A 17,142-nucleotide genomic window follows, 5' to 3' on the forward strand; every position below is an offset into this window, starting at 1 on the left:
GGATTTCCGATGGTCTTATTATTCTAATCGTCCTCTACAAAACGTCCTAAGATATGGACATCCTCAGCAATGGAAACGAAAGCTTTGGGGTCAGCCTTGTGCATAACATATTTGAAATCGTTGAATTCTTCTCGAGTGATGATAGTAATCAGCACTACCTTTTTCTCATGATTATAGGTCCCTTCGGCATCATTGATCTGGGTCACTCCCCGATGGAGCCTCTTATGAATTTGCTTGGTTACTCGGTCAGGCTTGCTGGTAATAATAGTGGCCTGCATTTTCTTTTGCTTGGTAAAAATAGCATCTGTCATTTGACTAGAAACAAAGATCGTCACCATGGAATAGAGGGCATACTGCCAGCCAAAAAGCAACCCCGCAAATACCATGATGGTCCCATTGACCATGAGAGAGATACTTCCAACAGCACGCCCTGTCTTCTTGCGAATATAGAGGCTAACGATATCCGTCCCCCCGCTAGAAATCCGCGATCGCAAGCCATAACCAATCCCGGTTCCCATCACTAAACCTCCAAAGATAGCATTAATTAGGGGATCACTAGTCAAAGTAATCTGAGGCATGATTTGGATAAAGAAGGAACTGATGGTTACCGTAATAAAGGTAAAGATAGTAAACCGGTGGCCCAGATTGAACCAGGCCAAGATCATCAAGGGAATATTGATGGCATAAAAAGTCACTGAAACCGGAATAACAAAACCAACAAAACGATCACTGAGTGCCGATAAGACTTGAGCTAGACCAGTCGCTCCGCTTGAGTACACATGCCCTGGTTGAAAAAAGAAGTTAACCGCAATACTAGAAAGTATTCCGTAAAAGAGCGAAGCCGAAATCTTCTCAGCATACTTCTCGCGGGAAATACTGCGCACTGTATGGAGCAGGCCGACCTTTTTAGCTGCCTTACCAACAGCATATTTGATTTGTCGCTTAGGCTGTGTTCTTTTAGTCATGATCTTGCACTTGCAGAGCTAGTTCTTCCAATTGTTTATCAGCAACCAAGCTAGGAGCTTGAGTCATAGGATCTGACGCCTTATTATTTTTAGGAAAAGCAATAACTTCACGAATATTGTCTTCCCCCGCTAAAATCATCACAAAACGGTCCAAACCGATAGCCAGCCCTCCGTGTGGTGGGAAGCCATAATCCATAGCTTCTAGCAAGAAGCCAAATTGCTCTTTAGCAGACTCTGCTGTAAATCCAAGAGCCTTGAGCATACGCTCTTGCAAGTCTTTTTGATTGATACGCAGGCTGCCACCGCCGAGCTCATAACCATTTAAGACAATATCGTAGGCAACTGCACGAACCTTGGATAGGTCACCCTCCAGCTCAGCAGCGGTCTCTTCTGTTGGTAGTGTAAAGGGATGGTGAGCTGACATATAACGTCCTTCCTCTTCTGACCATTCGAACATTGGCCAGTCAACTACCCAGAGAAAGTTGAATTGCGATTGATCAATCAAGCCTAATTCCTTAGCTAGACGCGTCCTCAAGGCGCCCAGTGTTGTGTTAGCAACCTCTGAGGTATCCGCAACAAAGAGCACTAAATCGTTGTCAACTAACTGTAAACGCTCTGTCAACTTAGCAGTAATCTCTGTCAAAAACTTGGCTACAGGTCCTGTCAACTCACCGTCAGCGACCTTAACCCAGGCGAGACCTTTAGCACCGTATTGTTTAGCCACTTCTGTCAGCTTATCGATATCTTTACGCGAGTATTTATCAGCCGCATCTTTCACCACAATAGCCTTGACAACTGGAGCTTGAGAGAATACTTTGAATTCAATTCCTTTGACAAGATCTGTCAAGTCTTGTAAAAGCATTTCAAAGCGAGTATCAGGCTTATCTGAACCATAGTTATTCATGGCATCATTATAGCTCATGCGTGGAAAAGGGAGTGTCACATCGATGCCTTTAGTTTCTTTCATAACACATGCAATTAGGCCTTCTGTGATATCTTGAATTTCCTGGTCGTCAAGAAAGGAGGTTTCCAAATCAATCTGTGTAAACTCAGGTTGACGATCCCCACGCAAGTCTTCATCACGGAAACACTTAACTATCTGATAGTAACGGTCAAGCCCAGCGTTCATTAACAGCTGCTTTGTAATTTGTGGACTTTGAGGTAGAGCATAGAAATGTCCCTGACTGACACGTGACGGTACAAGATAATCACGCGCTCCTTCTGGTGTTGACTTGGTCAGCGTCGGTGTTTCCACATCGATGAATTCAAGCGCATCTAGATAATTACGAACACTGTGGGTCACTTTGGCACGCAGCTTGAGGTTTTCTAACATGCTGGGGCGACGCAAGTCCAAGTAGCGGTAGCGCAGACGATTATCGTCCGTCATTTCCGCATCATCTTTGATTTCAAAAGGTGTCGTCTTAGCTGTATTAAGAACGGTTAACTCGCTGACATGAAGTTCAACTTGACCGGTAGGAATCTTATCGTTGGCTTGCTCACGCGCTTGAACGGTACCAGTCACTTCAATGACGTACTCGCTGCGAAGGCTCTCAGCTGTCGCCATCACTTCGTTAGAGACAGCTTCAGGATTGATGACCAACTGCATGATCCCTTCACGATCACGCAAATCAATAAAAATCAAACCACCAAGGTCACGGCGGCGAGCTACCCAGCCCTTCAACGTCAACTGATGGCCAACATGATCACTGCGAACGCGACCAGCATACATACTACGTTTCATACTTGAGATACCAAGCCCAACTGGGCTTTATCCTTTCTCTATCTGAGTTTTTACATTCCCTATTATTATAGCAAAAAGCACACTAAAACCCCACCCATTCGGACGGAGTTTTTTAGATAGCCCTAGTACAAATTAGTATGTGATTCAAAGTTCGACAACTCCTCAACTTTGATCTGCATCTTTTGCGCCTCATTAATGAGATCATTATTCTTCTGTTCATCTAATTTAAAAACTTTATGGTCCCAAGTTTTACCTGAATCATCTGTCATGGGAAATGCCTTATCACTCACAATCCAACTCTCTCCTTTTTTCTCAAAATGTGGATACAAAATATCTAAGTACTCTTGAAAGTCAAACGTTTCTTTTCCACTGACATTTCGGTAATTCGTAAGAATTGAAGAATAAGCTTCTGAAAAGTCTAAATTACTATCTTCATTCAGTGCCCCCTTTGTGTTATGCAATAAAATGGCTTCTGAGACAAGTTGACTCCCTTCTACTCGCTTTCTATAAAATATACCAGCATACTGCGGCTTACCAGAATAATCATTTTCTAATCGCATCAACTTAAAAAAGTAGTCACTATTAGCGATATAGTACCATTGATCCATTTCAATATTGCTTACAGGCTTTTCAGTATTATTCTTCAGGTTAGAAGGATCATAGCTCCAAGATAAATTTCCAGAGTAGAGTTCCCCTTCAGCAATAGTTTGATAACTTCCTAACTTTTTACTATTCTTATACGATGTAACAGTATAGGCAATCGTCGAATAGGTGACAGAATCAATGGTTATTTTTATAGTATCGGCATGAGTATTAAAAAATGCCACACCTTCTTTATCCGTAACGACAAGTTTTTCACCTTCATATTTAAAAGGAAAATCATGGTCTGTAACAGCATCTTCAATATCTGTGTCATCAAAGGTATGAATCCTACCATCTTTAAATGTTATAGTCGAGCTGTAATCTGAATTGCCGTATTCCCAATCAACTTTGTCAATCCCCGGATAGCGTTGTACCAAAGTTTTTGTCGGTTTTCTATTGATAGATACTTTTTGAGAATTAACTATTTTACCAATTTGGACTCCCAAAATGAAAACCATTCCTATACTAACAAGGATTAAAGCCACCCATAAACTTATTAACTTCTTCATAATGATTCTTCCTTTTATAAAATAACCCCACCTATTCCAGTGGAGTTTTTAGCTATTTTCCAAAAGCTGCTATCAAATCACTCGTATCAACAAATTCATCCTGAAACTCTTCAAATTCATTAAAGTGATAATCCGCTTCATCAGCCAGATGGTTCCAGCTAAAGCCATAAACATCTTGAATGGAGATGCCCCATTCATCGGTCTCCTCGTCATATTGCCAGCCAAGAAATCGTTCTGTCGGCTTGAAAACTAAGATAACCTTTTGGTAGTCATGGTCCCATTGCTGGCCGAGAAACTGCTGACACATAAAATGGTCGCCGGCCTTTTCGCCATTAAACCAAGGTATATCATGCCGATCCAAATAGCCAATCATCTTCCAAAACTGTTCCTGAAAGTGAATGGGCTGACTGCGATCAAAACTCAGGCTAAAGGTCTGCTCCTCTTTTAATAACTCTTCAATACTTGTCACAATTTTCTCCTAAAAGTCTAAACTCTATCCTTCAATCTTGGCCAAAACACGAGCAAAGTCTGTACTGATTTCTTCGAGACTGACAATCACTTCTTTGCGGGTCTGATTATTCTTAACAGCTGCTTTACCGCTCTCAACTTCGCTTTCACCAAGTGTGATAACCGCCTTAGCCCTGAAAGCATCTGCAGATTTAAACTGAGCCTTGATCTTGCGGCCCAGATAGTCACGTTCGGCCTTGAACCCTTGCTGACGAAGGGCTTGAACTATCTCGAGCGCCTTAAGGTTAGCACCATCACCAAGAACGGCTAGGTAGACATCCAAATCCTCATCGATTGGAAGTGAGATGCCTTGCTTATCCAGAACCAGCAAGAGGCGTTCAATCCCTAAACCAAAGCCAAATCCTGGAGTTTGTGGGCCATCAAAATACTCAACTAAGCTATCATAACGGCCTCCCGCACAGATCGTTAGCTCCGTTTTATCAATGGTCGTGATGAACTCAAATATCGTATGGTTATAGTAATCCAAGCCGCGCACCATGTTGGTGTCAATCACATAAGGAATTTTCAAGGTCTCCAGCATCTGACGGACAGCGTCAAAATGAGCTTGACTCTCTTCATCCAAGTAATCCAAGATCGATGGCGCATGCTCAACGGCTTCCTTATCCTCTTTTTCCTTAGAGTCCAGCACACGTAAAGGATTTTCATCCAATCGTCGCTGACTGTCTTTTGAGAGCTGATCACGCATGGGCTCCAAATAGTCAATCAAAGCCTGACGATAAGTTAGGCGACTCTCAGAATTACCAAGGCTGTTGAGGTGCAGGGTGACATTCTTAATACTCAGCTCATCAAAAAGCTGATAGGCCATAGCGATGGTTTCTGCATCGGTTGCTGGATTGCTGGAGCCAAAGCACTCTACCCCTACTTGGTGAAACTCACGTAAGCGTCCAGCCTGAGGGCGTTCGTAACGAAACATAGAACCAATGTAGTACATCTTGACAGGCTTTTGTACTTCAGGCGCAAAGAGCTTATTTTCCACAAAAGAGCGGACAACCGGAGCTGTTCCTTCCGGACGCAAAGTGATATGACGGTCGCCCTTATCGTGGAAATCGTACATTTCCTTGGTCACGATATCTGTCGTATCACCAACTGAGCGCGAAATTACCTCATAGTGCTCAAACATAGGGGTGCGAATTTCACCGTAGTTATACTTTTTAAATGTTTCACGTGCAACATCTTCCACATACTGCCATTTAGCACTCTCAGCAGGCAGGATATCCTGAGTCCCTTTTGGTTTTTGAAGTTTCATAATTAAGATACAAAGGCCGAAAAGAAAGCGACTGAAATCAGGAAGACAGTTCGTCTTCCTGATGACTAGACTGACTTGTCTATTTTCCGAGCTTTTCGACCGTGTTCAATTCCTTTCATAGATTTTAATCAATTTCTTAAGATAGCATGAATCACTGCCTGTATCACTACCAGCATCGATTATAATGCTCTTCTTTACACTTATAGCTCCCTCTATTCTACCATAAAAACAGCTGCCCTAACAGTTTAAGTCATTTCAAAAGCCCCTTAGCAGAAGCTTGAATAACCTTATCAAACTATTACAGTTTAGTATTGATAGCGCCGATATCCCTTTTGATCATCACATAATTAAACACATAGATAGCAGCATAAAGAAAGCTGATGAAAACTAACATGCCAAGCAGGCTTGTCACACTAAATTGGAACCATCTCAGGTACCAGCCCGCCACTAGCAGCGGTACTACAATGAGGCTATAGTGCAAGCAAGTCAGCCAAAGTAAGGAATACTTTTCTGCCTGATGAAAGACAGATTCAGCTATCCCCTGAGCCATGCCCAGACCAGCAAAAATGGCAAGTTGGACACCAACCGCGCTGATATCAGACTGAAATTGTTCCATAAAGGCAGGGACTGCTGGTGAGAAACCTCTACCAACCACTAAGCTAGCAAGGTAGGTGGCTAAACTTCCCATACCTAGCCCCATTAAAGCATAAACGAGCATCTTTTTAAGTACTTTCATGATATCTCCTCCTTTTCTAGTCGTTACAAACCTAATTTCTCTTTAAATGTTTTGAGGGAGCGTCGGGATACAAAACTCTCACCGCCAGTTTTCAAGGTGAGTTTAATCGTTACCCTGATACTGAGATCCAATTTTTGGATGGCACTGATATTAACGATCTCACCTTGAGAAATCTTGATGAAATCTTTTGTCAACTGCTCCTCTAATTGATAAATCCGGTATTTAGTTGCATAGACTTTATCTGTTGTCTCTGGGAAAACTTTCTTATCCTCACTGTAAATACGGATAATATCAGGAAGGGCTAAGAGGTATACTTTTTCCATCCATACGCCAAGCAGATGGTCTGACTTCCCTTCGGCAAGATCGATAATCTGTTGGGTCTTACGGTCAATATGCGCTGCATAAATTTTGATCAGTGTCTCCGCTAACCGCGAGTCTCTAATGATTTCGAGCTTCATTGCTTTTCCTCCTCTTTTTTAATTTAGTATAACCTATATTTTTCAGAGAGACTATATTTTTAAGATAAGCGGCTGTTTTTTACAGATATACGGTCATGCTTTCAATTAAATAATGGTTACAATTTAGCTTTTTCGATGATAGTTATTGATTTTCTAAAAAAATGGGATTATAATGCCTTGTCAAATAAATTTAGAGGAGGAAAGGGATGCTTTCTAATATCAAATATTTCCTTTTAGGGGCCCCTTTAAAATCTGATCCTGAAGAAGAGGATAACCATTCTTTGGGTAAATCACAAGCTCTGGCTATGCTATCCAGCGATGCCCTGTCGTCAATTGCCTACGGGCCTGAGCAGGTCATTCTTGTGTTGACTGCTCTATCAGCTGGTGCTATCTGGTGGTCACTACCTATCGGTATAGCTGTCCTGATTCTTTTAATCAGTCTAACCATTTCTTACAGTCAGGTCATCCGTGCTTATCCTAGCGGCGGCGGGGCTTATATGGTCTCTACTGAGAATTTGTCACCATCTCTAGGACTGGTGGCTGGCGGCAGCCTCTTAGTCGATTACATGCTGACGGTAGCTGTTTCAGTATCATCTGGTGCTGATGCTATCACATCAGCCTTCCCGATACTGAGAGCCTTCAATTTGGAAATCTCTATTGCTCTTGTCCTCATCCTGATGATTATGAATTTACGTGGACTCAGAGAGTCGGCGGCAGCGCTCTTTGTACCTGTCTATCTCTTCATTATCTCCACACTTTTTCTGCTAATTTCTGGTATTTTCCAAATCATCACAGGCCATATAGACTACTCGGCAACAGCCCATATCGGTCAGCCTATTTCGGGACTAACCGTATTCTTGCTCCTTCGGGCCTTTACCAGTGGTTCGGCATCTTTGACTGGAGTTGAAGCCATTTCAAACGCTGTCCCATTTTTCAAAAAACCAAAAATCAGTAATGCTATTAAGACCCTTGTCATGATGTCTATGATTCTTGGTTTTATGTTTGTTGGCATTACCTTCCTCAACTACTGGCTTGGCATAGTTCCACAATCTGGTGTAACCATTTTGTCTCAGATCGCTCAGAGAATTTTTGGTGCTAGTGTGGTCGGTCAGGTGCTATTTTATATTTTCCAAATTGCTACCGCTCTAATCTTAGCTGTAGCTGCTAATACAGGATTCTCAGCCTTTCCAATACTGTCTTACAATATGGCTAGAAACAAATATATGCCCCACCTTTATTTAGAAAAAGGGGCACGTCTTGGTTATTCTAATGGTATTATGACCCTAGCCTTCGGTGCCATTCTTCTGCTCTTTATCTTTAAGGGAAGTACCGAACGGCTAATTCCCTTGTATACAATTGGGGTGTTTATTCCATTTGCTCTTGCACAGACTGGTATGGTGGCTTATTGGAAAAAACAAAAGCCTGATCATTTCCTTAGGCGGTCTTGGGCTAATCTGTTAGGAGCTGTCATTTGTTATGGCATTATCCTCATTCTTTTACTTTTCCGCTTAACAGATATCTGGTATTTTTTCCCAATTATCATTATCTTGATCCTTATGTTTCAGAAGATTCACCGTCACTATCAAAATGTAGCGCGACAGTTACGCATTTCTGAACAAACCAAATCTATCCAGTACTCTGGTAACACGGTTCTGGTTCTCGTCGGCAATATGACTAACGCCACTGTCGGAGCGATCAATTATGCTAACTCTCTTAGTCAAAATGTTATCGCCTTGCACGTCTCAACAGCCGAGACACAGATAAAAGATGACGAGGTTAGGGATGAATTCAAACACTATTTCCCAAATACTACCTTTATTAATATTTATTCCGATTATCGCGATATTATCAAGCCAACTGTTGATTTCGTCAATGATATGAGTAAGCAAGCCAAGGCTGCTAACAATACTTTGACCGTTATCATTCCACAATTTGTCCCACGAAAGCGTTGGCAAACACTACTGCACAACCAGATGAACCTTCGTCTTCGTTATTTTCTCAGATGGAACCAGGATATAATCCTAGCCAGCTATTCCTTCCATTTAAAAAATTAAAGAGTTAATGTCAAGTAACTTTACTTTACAAAAATAATATGATAAACTGTTAGAGTTGATTTAAAATCAAGATTAATCTATTGGAGGAAACATAAAAATGGCAGTACCTGCACGTCGCACGTCAAAAGCGAAAAAAAATAAACGTCGTACACACTACAAATTGACAGCTCCAACTGTGAAATTTGATGAAACTACTGGAGATTACTCACGTTCTCACCGTGTATCCCTCAAAGGCTACTACAAGGGACGTAAGATCGCTAAAGCTAACGCTGCGGAATAATAGAAGGGAGATACCATGCGCGTAAATATTACACTTGAACACAAAGAATCTGGTGAACGCTTGTACCTTACTTCAAAAAACAAACGTAACACTCCAGACCGTCTGCAATTGAAAAAGTACTCACCAAAATTGCGTAAGCACGTAATTTTTACTGAGGTGAAATAACACAAAGAAAGCCTATGAAATCAACGTTTCAAAGGCTTTTTTGTTGACTATTAGTTTCAATTTTTAAAGAACCGGTAAAAAATCCGGCATCAGTTGTGTAACGAGCTGTGTTGGCTCATAAAGGACTTATAATTTTGTTATAAAAATTGTCAAGTTATGAATTGAAAACCATTTTATTCTATCATTTATCTATTTATCAATTATTGCAGCCACTTATAACTTTTAAGCTTAAAACAACTAAAATAGGGCTTTATCCCCCGATCCAAGCAGCCAATAATAGATACTAGATTAAAGATTTAAGCAAATGAGCCAATTGGTGAACTAGTTGAAATAGTAACAATTTGTAGTACTCACTGTAACGCGCCGTGCTGACTTGTATCTATATATTCTAAAGGAAGTCAATTATTAACAATAAAAGTCAAAAAATTCGTCCCTATTTCTTAAACATCCCAGCTTGTGCATATAAGATTAGCGATAAAGCAATTGTTCCAGCAGCGAAGACTGATATACCCGAAAAGCCTGTAAAGTTTGCAAAGAGGATGCCACCAACAACCCCTGCAATCGTTTCACCCAGATACATAGCTGCATTGGACAGGGAAGAAATGGTACTGCGTGCATTCTCCACGGTGCTTTGCAATGTTGTCATAAACAGTGGGAAAATAAATCCATTATTGATATAAATAACAGTTAACAGGATTTCAGCAGTCCAAAAATTAGGCGCAAACGGCAAAATGAGATAGAGGATAATCAGTGCTATCAACTCTGTTTGAAATGCCCTTTGTAAACCAAACCGTTTAACAATTTGACTTCCAAAAAGAGAACCCAATAAATTACCGGCTCCGATAGCAATAATAGCCGTACTGATATTGGTTAAACTCATATCAAAATCATGCGTATACCAAGTCGAAATAAAGGTAATAGCAGTAAAGGAGCCTGTTTGAAAAACAAAATAAGCAATGAGGTAACTAGTAGATTTCTTATTGGTGAGAATATTTTTATAAGCTTCTCCAAATGAAACTCTATTATGACTGCTAATTTCTAATTTAGGCAAATAGATATAAATGAGTGCAAGTAATACCAAAGAGGATACTGCAATAGCGAAAAATGGTGTTTGCCAAGAAACATTAGCTAGATAACCGCCAATAGGGACACCTGCCATTTGAGAAACAGATAAACCAGCCGTCGCATATCCCATTACTTGTACAATGAATTTCTTGTCAACGACAATAGGAATTGATGCCCAAACTTGAGGCGTCACAAATGAGGCACTAATCCCTGCAAACAAACGAAAAAGCAACATTAAAGGAAAACTTACTGCAAACCCACAAAGAAATGTAGAAACAGCAAAAGCAGCTAATCCGTAGACCATGACTTTTTTTCTATCTCGGCCATCAGAAATTGGTCCTGATATGAGTGCAAATACAGCATAACCAATAGCGTAAGCACTGACCATCCAACCCGAAACAGAAGAATCTATTCCATATAATTTGGTTAAAGTCGGCAATAAGGGAGAAACTAAAAACGTATCAGTCCCGATGATAAACATGGTAAGGAAAAATAAAACCGAATACTTCTTCATTATTTTTCACTCCTTCTATTTTTTAGTTTAACAGTTGTTTAACTATTTAATAAAATATATCACTCATGGATAAGGAAGTCAACACTAAGAATAGAGAAATTGACATAAAAGTTATCAAGTAGTACAATTTTCACATGACTATTAAACTATTAAATAATGAAACCGATGACTTAAGAGTGAAGCAGCTAAAAGCCTTAGCCGATCCTGTCCGTTTAAAAATTGTTCGCTTGCTCGTCCAAAAAAATGATGAACTAAACTGTGGAGAAATTGGAACTATCCTAAAGATGAGTAAGTCGGCAGCTTCATATCACTTTAAAACTTTGAGAGAGGCCGGGTTGACTACTACTCGAAAAGTAGGGCAGAGTAAATTTGTTAAATTAAATGAGACTGCTTTTCAAGAGTTTTTACCTGGATTTTTGGAATCTCTTTAATGACAATATATTTGATGTCATAATTGATGAACCATCAGTTACTTTTTATCTTTTAAAAACCTTCTAAAACCAAGGTTATTACTGTTAAATACTTCTATAGATTGCACAATTTAATTTATTATTATAAAAAAGCGAACAGTCTCACTATCCTAACTGATAGGAAGGGCTGTTCGTTTCTTTATGATTTAACCAATCATTTTAGAAAACTTTTCCCAAAAGTCTGTCTATCTTTGATTGGACCTTTCGGTGATTCTTTTTTATTTGATAATTTTGAAGTTTATTACGCCTATTAAACTGCAAATAACCAAAACGATAGTAATGGCCCAACCAACTCGTGTTGCTAATAGGAGATTATTGGGCCAGAGATTTAGACAAGCTGCTCCAATTGCTGAGCCACTGGAAATAGCAACATTTTGTACCATACGCTGCAGTGCCCCTGCACTGCCCTGTATTTCTATAGGACTGGCTTGCATAATACTAGAAATATTGGCAGGTTGAAAATAACCGCCACCAATACCATAAATAAAAAGCCCTAAAGTTAGAAACAGATAAGGCCATTTAGGATTAAGAAGCAGTAGAAAAACCAAAGATAGGCAGATGATTTTCAAGCCTAAACGGCTAAACATTTTATTTTTATGACCATTGTTTAATTTGCCGGATACTCGCGAAAATATGACTAATCCCGCTGGAGCACCCAATACAAGAAAACCGGTAAGTCCTACTCCTAAATGATAGAGCTGTTCAAATATAAACGGAGGCAATAAAAATATTACAGCAGAAGCAAAACCAAAGGCAATTGTTTGGAATAGATAAGAAATAATCTTAGGGTTATTTTTGAGTTCTTTAATATTAACAAGGGGATTACTTTTATTACGTTCAATCCGGTAGAATAGACCACTGATTAGCAAACTCATCGTAATTAACACAAGGCTAGTCATTAATAAGTGAGGTTTGCTTAATAAGGACAGGCCTAACAAAAGACAAATGAGCATTGCCGCATTGATCAACGTTCCAACTCTATCTAATTTTTGACTGTTGGTCTGCTCAGAGATTTTCCTAAGAAGATAGTGATTACAAATGCTGGCTATAATGGCAAAGGGGATGTTTATCCAGAAAATAAAGCGCCAACTATTTAAAGAAAGCAATATTCCACCAAGGGATGGGCCCAACACAGGTCCTAGACCTATCATAACTCCTAAAATACTAATGGCACTATTTTGGCGTTTTTCAGAGACCAGCGTTGTAATTAAGGCAGCAGATGTAGCTTGCAAGGCTGCGGCTCCAATTCCTTGGATAATCCGTCCTGCAATAAGCCAACTGATACTATTGGCAAATCCGCAAAAAAGTGAGCTAAGTCCAAAAAGAACAAATCCTAAGTAAGAAATCCTTAGTTTTCCAAATTTGTCACTAAGAACCCCCAAAGGTAGGATAAAGATAGCCAATGCCAAAGAGTAGCCTGTTACTGTAAGAGCTGCGGTATTAGTTGGCGTTTGGAAATGTTCCTTTAAAAAAGATAGCGCTACATTGATAATACCTGTGTCTAAGGTTGACAATAGCATCCCCAGACCAGCGATAATAGTTATTAGTGAGTCCTGAATCCGTTTGTTCATCCTTCTTCTCCTTATATCAGAATTGTGAATATGATACAATGAAAACAAGCGATAATCAATCGATTTCAAAAATATCGAATCGTTTGGAGGTGTATTTTTATGGCTATTACTGTTCAATTCAGCAATTATGCTCGTAAAACCGATGAAACGCTGACACAAAGGATACAATTTGTCTATTCCCCACTTAATGAACTATTTAGAAGTTTACATGTCTTATTGAATCCTCGCCACCATGGTACAAATGTCGACTGGGTCATTGACGTACAGGATAAGCTGACGGATGTTTTCTACGAAAATCTCCATTATTTTCAACTTTTTTATGAACTGGGTGTTCCTCCCATCTTGCTTTGTAATTTTCGTTACCATGCCGCAACTATTGAAGAGGAAATACAAAATTTAAAGACATTCCTTACTGATTTGCCTACTGTCCAGTTGATTGAACAATTGAAAAAAGTAAGCAGCGATCGAGAAAATTCTTTCATTCCTGCATTAGCAAAAGGATTAGAATGGAAAGATTTCTCATTAGGTGACGATAAACAGTTACTTAAGGATTTAAAGAAGGATGCTTCGGGTGTCTACCGACGGCTTTTCTCCTTTATTGATTGGTACAGGCGGGAAATATTTGATCAGACTTGGAAAAAGAAAAGCATCCAGCAGAAACTGCTAGATGAAATACAAAAGCAATCTTCTTTTTTAAGAAAAAACGGTTTAATCGAAATGTTTAATCATTTGCAAGTTGACCGTATCCATTGGAAAGGGGATGAGCTAGCCATTATCAAGCCATTTGACCAAGAAATTCAACTGCAAGATCGTGATGCTATCATGTTGATCCCCAGTTACTTTATTTGGCCTCACTTGTTTGTTGAATCTTTCGATCAAGGAATTGCTATCACCTATGATATCACAGAGCAGCCAAGTTACTATAACGCTTCACCAGAAAATTTGCTTACTATTTTTAAAGCTTTAAGTGACCCTGTACGGCTGCAAATTATGAATTATGTGATTAACAAACCAAGTACAACCCAATCTTTAGCGCAAGTTTTCTTGATGAGCAATTCCAGTGTATCCAGACATTTACAAATTTTAAAGGAAGCAAAATTGCTAACTACTAAAAAAGTTAAAAAGTTCGTACTTTATGAGCCAACACAGCTCATTACACAACTAATGCCGAATTTCTACCAGTTCTTTAAGAATTAAATGATTTGAAAATTTTTAAACAATCTGAGTGAAACTAGTAAGAGGCTGAGACAAAAGTTCTCAGCCTTATTTATTGGGTCAACTTTATTGATAAGGTGTTTAAGGTGCTAAAAGAGCAGGATCATTGACCTGCTTGATGATTTTAACTTAGGAAGAAGACATTGACTCCTTCTCCGATAACGATAAGACGGTCGCGACTGCTATCATCCCATTGACTGGCGGCCTGAGCTCCACTTGGAGTCGCTACACCTGCTGGAACGACATAGTAATTCCAACCATATTGATTTGAGAAGCCGGCTGATTGACCATCTTGGTGATAGTTACTGAATTGGCATTGAAACTCACCGTCTGACTTGCTGATGGTGCCTGTACCATCTGTGCCTACGGTAAAGTTGATAGCACCATTTTGACCAGTATAGGTTCCTGCAATACTAGAAAGGTCACCCTTAGCTACAGCAGTTATATTGATGTTAGGATTAGGCTGAGATTGGGAATTTTTTTGATCCTGACTAGACGATTGTGAAGGGGCTTGGGACGATGAACTTGGAGAATTTTGAGAGCTCGTCTGCCCCTGAGAGCTATTTTGCACTTGCTTGCTTTGACTGGAGCTGCTCAAATTTTTCTTGCTAGCTTTTTTACTGGTCTGAGTCGTCTTGGCAGAATGGTCCGTCTTAGTTTTAGAACTATTCTTCTGGCAGGCTCCTAGTAAGAGTGTGCTTGTCAGCGCAAGCATGATTAAGCTTGTACCTTTTTGAACTTTTTTTCATAGTAGATGAGTCCTTTCTATATTTCATCTTTATTATAAGAGGATTTTAAATAAAATGCAATATTTTTGTAATTATTTTGTAATTTTTATCTTGCTATCTTTTTATTCGAAAATTATTTTAAAAATTTAGGAAAAATAAAAATGAGAATGGAACAGACAGTCATGTGGATCAGCTTTCACTTACAATGTATTGGAATCTCTGGAGATTACGTATAAAAATCAAAATCATCATGAAATGGTGATTTTGATTTTGCTGTCCCACTCTCACTACTTTTTAATAATTGACACTTTGGCACAGTGGTTAAAGGAAGGCTAAAACAAAATCGATTGGTATTTCTAAGCTTTCTAAGCCATCGATTTTGTTCTCATTCTCAAGAAATCGTACTTATGAGGCCTTACTGTGAGCTCGCAAGGCTGATAATATAGCCACGGTATCGACAACTTCTTGAAGTATAGCTCCTACTAGAGTTGGAATGACACCGGTTGCGGCGACTAACATGAGGACGACACAGACAGCCAGACCGATTAGGACTGACTGACGGGCAATGCTCATGGTGTGTTTAGCAATCTTAATAACTTGAGCGACCTTGCTGAGGTCGTCTTTAAGAATAACAACATCGGCACTCTCGCTGGCGGCACTGGAACCACTGGCTCCCATGGCCATCCCTACATCGACCATTGCTAGAGCGGGAGCATCATTAATCCCGTCGCCCACCATAAGAACTGGTTGTTGGTCGGGTGCCACTGTTTTCAGAAAGTTAATTTTGTCTTGGGGAAGACAGTCCGCGTGAACTTGAGTGATTCCGACTTCTTGGGCAATCTTATCAGCAATACCTTTTCTATCTCCTGTTACCATGACCAGATTGTTCACGCCGAGGCCTTGAAGTTCAGACATGGTCCTTTTTGCTTCTGGTCGAACGCGGTCAGTAAAGGTGATATGACCGATATAACAGTTATCTTTAGCTACATAAATACTAGTTTTATCAGTCTTTTGATCATCAGTTAAGTCAGGCATCATGGCTATCTTTCCAACTGAGAAGAGACTACCTTGGCAGTTGCCTTGTACGCCTTTGGCGGTTATTTCTTCAATATCACTAACTGGAAGCATTTTAATACCTTGACTCTGGGCATAATGAACCAGACTTTGAGCTAAGACATGAGAAGAGGATTGTTCAATGCTGGCTGCATAAGTCAGAAGTTCCTCTTGGCTAACCCTCTCAGCTACAATTTGGTCAACTTTTAGGTCTCCCTGAGTAATGGTCCCAGTCTTATCGAAAGCTGCTGTTTTGATTTTGGAAAGTTTTTCTAAGACCGTTCCGTTTTTAACGATAACACCATTTTTTGAAGATTGGCTCATACCAGCTACCAGAGCAATTGGCGCTGCTAAAATTAAAGGGCAAGGCGAAGCGACTACTAATACCTGAGCAAAACGGACAGGATTCTTGGTGATCAACCAAGCTAAACCACCAATTAGATAGGCAAAGATGGTAAAAGGAACAGCATAACGGTCGGCCAGTCGGACGAAAGGAGCAGTGTTCCCTTTTGATTCTTTGACCAATTTCACCAGTTGCTGATATTGACTATCCTTGGCCAGAGCCGTTACTTTGAATTGGATAGCGTCGGAACCATTGAGTGAGCCCGACATAAGGCTATCACCAGGACCTTTTTCGATTGTCTTAGGCTCCCCAGTTAGAGAAGCTTCATTGAAATCAGAACGGCCTTCTAGGATTATGCCATCAACAGGTACCATCTCCTGAGGACGCAGAAGAACAGTATCGTTAATCCTCAGATCATCAACATCCACCACTTCAACATTAGTTCCAACCATCTTATGAGCCAATTTAGGAGTATTATCTAGGAGGCTAGTCAGTTCGCGGCTGGCACGGCGGCTAGCATAATCTTCTAGACTTTCCCCACCCGTTAGCATGACCAAAATAATCAAACCAGCCCAGTAGTCACCAATAGCCATAGTTGCAATAATGGCTGTGATAGCTAAAATATCAACTCCATAGCGACCTTCCTTGAGAGTCTGGATCATATCCCAGAGCATCGAAATAGACATCATACCAGCTGATACAGCTACTAGTATATAGGCCAAGTGACCTTGACTTAAGCCAAAGGTTAGAACCAAGGCTAGCAGCCCAATCAGAGATACTATCATAAATTTTTTGAAGTTGCTCATGATTGGCCTCCGCTTATTCTTATTTTTCTAGCTTAATTATAATCATTATAAAT

Annotated in this window: 16 protein-coding genes; 5 read left to right on the forward strand and 11 right to left on the reverse strand. The window is 40.1% G+C overall.

Annotation, left to right across the window (positions count from 1 at the left end; all coding sequences use genetic code 11):
• Positions 1 to 23: 23 nt before the first annotated feature.
• The 7 genes from G7Y32_RS07420 to G7Y32_RS07450 form a co-directional block, all read right to left on the reverse strand.
• Entirely contained in the window at positions 24 to 965 is a 942-nt protein-coding gene (locus tag G7Y32_RS07420) for a YitT family protein (protein WP_165212502.1), read from the reverse strand.
• On the reverse strand, positions 958 to 2,706 hold the full coding sequence (gene aspS, locus G7Y32_RS07425) for an aspartate--tRNA ligase (RefSeq protein WP_165212504.1): 1,749 nt from the start codon (positions 2,704 to 2,706) through the stop codon (positions 958 to 960). Before aspS ends, G7Y32_RS07420 begins: the two co-directional genes overlap by 8 nt.
• Before the next feature lie 122 nt (positions 2,707 to 2,828).
• Positions 2,829 to 3,857 carry a hypothetical protein gene (locus G7Y32_RS07430; protein WP_165212506.1) on the reverse strand — a complete coding sequence of 343 codons (1,029 nt, stop codon included), beginning with the start codon at positions 3,855 to 3,857 and terminating at the stop codon, positions 2,829 to 2,831.
• 52 nt (positions 3,858 to 3,909) lie between these two features.
• Positions 3,910 to 4,326: a hypothetical protein gene (locus tag G7Y32_RS07435; protein ID WP_165212508.1), complete on the reverse strand. Its 417-nt coding sequence runs from the start codon at positions 4,324 to 4,326 to the stop codon at positions 3,910 to 3,912.
• 24 nt (positions 4,327 to 4,350) lie between these two features.
• Positions 4,351 to 5,631, reverse strand: a complete 1,281-nt coding sequence (hisS, locus tag G7Y32_RS07440; protein WP_165212510.1) for a histidine--tRNA ligase — start codon at positions 5,629 to 5,631, stop codon at positions 4,351 to 4,353.
• 298 nt (positions 5,632 to 5,929) lie between these two features.
• Positions 5,930 to 6,367 (reverse strand): DUF3021 domain-containing protein, encoded by a 438-nt coding sequence (locus G7Y32_RS07445; RefSeq protein ID WP_165212512.1) that lies wholly within the window; start codon positions 6,365 to 6,367, stop codon positions 5,930 to 5,932.
• A 23-nt stretch (positions 6,368 to 6,390) separates the two neighbouring features.
• Complete coding sequence (locus tag G7Y32_RS07450) at positions 6,391 to 6,825, reverse strand: LytTR family DNA-binding domain-containing protein (RefSeq protein WP_165212514.1); 435 nt, start codon at positions 6,823 to 6,825, stop codon at positions 6,391 to 6,393.
• A gap of 206 nt (positions 6,826 to 7,031) precedes the next feature.
• On the opposite strand from G7Y32_RS07450, the gene G7Y32_RS07455 reads away from it, so the two are divergent.
• From G7Y32_RS07455 to rpmG, 3 genes are all read left to right on the forward strand, one after another.
• Entirely contained in the window at positions 7,032 to 8,879 is a 1,848-nt protein-coding gene (locus G7Y32_RS07455; protein WP_165212516.1) for an APC family permease, read from the forward strand.
• Between the two features lie 97 nt (positions 8,880 to 8,976).
• Entirely contained in the window at positions 8,977 to 9,159 is a 183-nt protein-coding gene (gene rpmF / locus G7Y32_RS07460) for a 50S ribosomal protein L32 (protein WP_004225572.1), read from the forward strand.
• Between the two features lie 15 nt (positions 9,160 to 9,174).
• Positions 9,175 to 9,324, forward strand: a complete 150-nt coding sequence (rpmG, locus tag G7Y32_RS07465; protein WP_002262412.1) for a 50S ribosomal protein L33 — start codon at positions 9,175 to 9,177, stop codon at positions 9,322 to 9,324.
• A 433-nt stretch (positions 9,325 to 9,757) separates the two neighbouring features.
• On the opposite strand, the gene G7Y32_RS07470 is transcribed toward rpmG, so the two are convergent.
• On the reverse strand, positions 9,758 to 10,903 hold the full coding sequence (locus G7Y32_RS07470) for an MFS transporter (RefSeq protein ID WP_165212518.1): 1,146 nt from the start codon (positions 10,901 to 10,903) through the stop codon (positions 9,758 to 9,760).
• Positions 10,904 to 11,037: 134 nt separating this feature from the next.
• Between G7Y32_RS07470 and G7Y32_RS07475 the strand changes: the two genes are divergently transcribed.
• On the forward strand, positions 11,038 to 11,334 hold the full coding sequence (locus G7Y32_RS07475) for an ArsR/SmtB family transcription factor (RefSeq protein ID WP_165212520.1): 297 nt from the start codon (positions 11,038 to 11,040) through the stop codon (positions 11,332 to 11,334).
• Positions 11,335 to 11,591: 257 nt separating this feature from the next.
• Here the strand turns inward: G7Y32_RS07475 and G7Y32_RS07480 are convergent, their stop codons facing one another.
• Positions 11,592 to 12,944 (reverse strand): MFS transporter, encoded by a 1,353-nt coding sequence (locus G7Y32_RS07480; RefSeq protein ID WP_165212522.1) that lies wholly within the window; start codon positions 12,942 to 12,944, stop codon positions 11,592 to 11,594.
• A gap of 99 nt (positions 12,945 to 13,043) precedes the next feature.
• Here G7Y32_RS07480 and G7Y32_RS07485 point away from each other — a divergent pair, with 99 nt between their 5' ends.
• The gene (locus G7Y32_RS07485; protein WP_165212524.1) at positions 13,044 to 14,141 is read left to right on the forward strand and encodes an ArsR/SmtB family transcription factor; all 1,098 of its coding nucleotides are present in this window, start codon (positions 13,044 to 13,046) and stop codon (positions 14,139 to 14,141) included.
• Between the two features lie 142 nt (positions 14,142 to 14,283).
• Here the strand turns inward: G7Y32_RS07485 and G7Y32_RS07490 are convergent, their stop codons facing one another.
• A complete protein-coding gene (locus G7Y32_RS07490) occupies positions 14,284 to 14,874 on the reverse strand; it encodes a DUF6287 domain-containing protein (RefSeq protein WP_165212526.1) in 591 nt (196 codons plus the stop codon).
• Positions 14,875 to 15,292: 418 nt separating this feature from the next.
• Positions 15,293 to 17,089: a heavy metal translocating P-type ATPase gene (locus tag G7Y32_RS07495; RefSeq protein WP_165212528.1), complete on the reverse strand. Its 1,797-nt coding sequence runs from the start codon at positions 17,087 to 17,089 to the stop codon at positions 15,293 to 15,295.
• Positions 17,090 to 17,142 lie beyond the last annotated feature (53 nt).

This window comes from Streptococcus tangpeifui (assembly GCF_011038795.1).
GTDB lineage: Bacteria > Bacillota > Bacilli > Lactobacillales > Streptococcaceae > Streptococcus > Streptococcus tangpeifui.

What these genes read in the sequence shown, in the direction of transcription:
- G7Y32_RS07420 (WP_165212502.1), bottom strand. Translation starts at nt 965, where the DNA reads ATGACTAAAAGAACACAGCCTAAGCGACAAATCAAATATGCTGTTGGT.
- aspS (WP_165212504.1), bottom strand. Translation starts at nt 2,706, where the DNA reads ATGAAACGTAGTATGTATGCTGGTCGCGTTCGCAGTGATCATGTTGGC.
- G7Y32_RS07430 (WP_165212506.1), bottom strand. Translation starts at nt 3,857, where the DNA reads ATGAAGAAGTTAATAAGTTTATGGGTGGCTTTAATCCTTGTTAGTATA.
- hisS (WP_165212510.1), bottom strand. Translation starts at nt 5,631, where the DNA reads ATGAAACTTCAAAAACCAAAAGGGACTCAGGATATCCTGCCTGCTGAG.
- G7Y32_RS07445 (WP_165212512.1), bottom strand. Translation starts at nt 6,367, where the DNA reads ATGAAAGTACTTAAAAAGATGCTCGTTTATGCTTTAATGGGGCTAGGT.
- G7Y32_RS07450 (WP_165212514.1), bottom strand. Translation starts at nt 6,825, where the DNA reads ATGAAGCTCGAAATCATTAGAGACTCGCGGTTAGCGGAGACACTGATC.
- G7Y32_RS07455 (WP_165212516.1), top strand. Translation starts at nt 7,032, where the DNA reads ATGCTTTCTAATATCAAATATTTCCTTTTAGGGGCCCCTTTAAAATCT.
- rpmF (WP_004225572.1), top strand. Translation starts at nt 8,977, where the DNA reads ATGGCAGTACCTGCACGTCGCACGTCAAAAGCGAAAAAAAATAAACGT.
- rpmG (WP_002262412.1), top strand. Translation starts at nt 9,175, where the DNA reads ATGCGCGTAAATATTACACTTGAACACAAAGAATCTGGTGAACGCTTG.
- G7Y32_RS07470 (WP_165212518.1), bottom strand. Translation starts at nt 10,903, where the DNA reads ATGAAGAAGTATTCGGTTTTATTTTTCCTTACCATGTTTATCATCGGG.
- G7Y32_RS07475 (WP_165212520.1), top strand. Translation starts at nt 11,038, where the DNA reads ATGACTATTAAACTATTAAATAATGAAACCGATGACTTAAGAGTGAAG.
- G7Y32_RS07480 (WP_165212522.1), bottom strand. Translation starts at nt 12,944, where the DNA reads ATGAACAAACGGATTCAGGACTCACTAATAACTATTATCGCTGGTCTG.
- G7Y32_RS07485 (WP_165212524.1), top strand. Translation starts at nt 13,044, where the DNA reads ATGGCTATTACTGTTCAATTCAGCAATTATGCTCGTAAAACCGATGAA.
- G7Y32_RS07490 (WP_165212526.1), bottom strand. Translation starts at nt 14,874, where the DNA reads ATGCTTGCGCTGACAAGCACACTCTTACTAGGAGCCTGCCAGAAGAAT.
- G7Y32_RS07495 (WP_165212528.1), bottom strand. Translation starts at nt 17,089, where the DNA reads ATGAGCAACTTCAAAAAATTTATGATAGTATCTCTGATTGGGCTGCTA.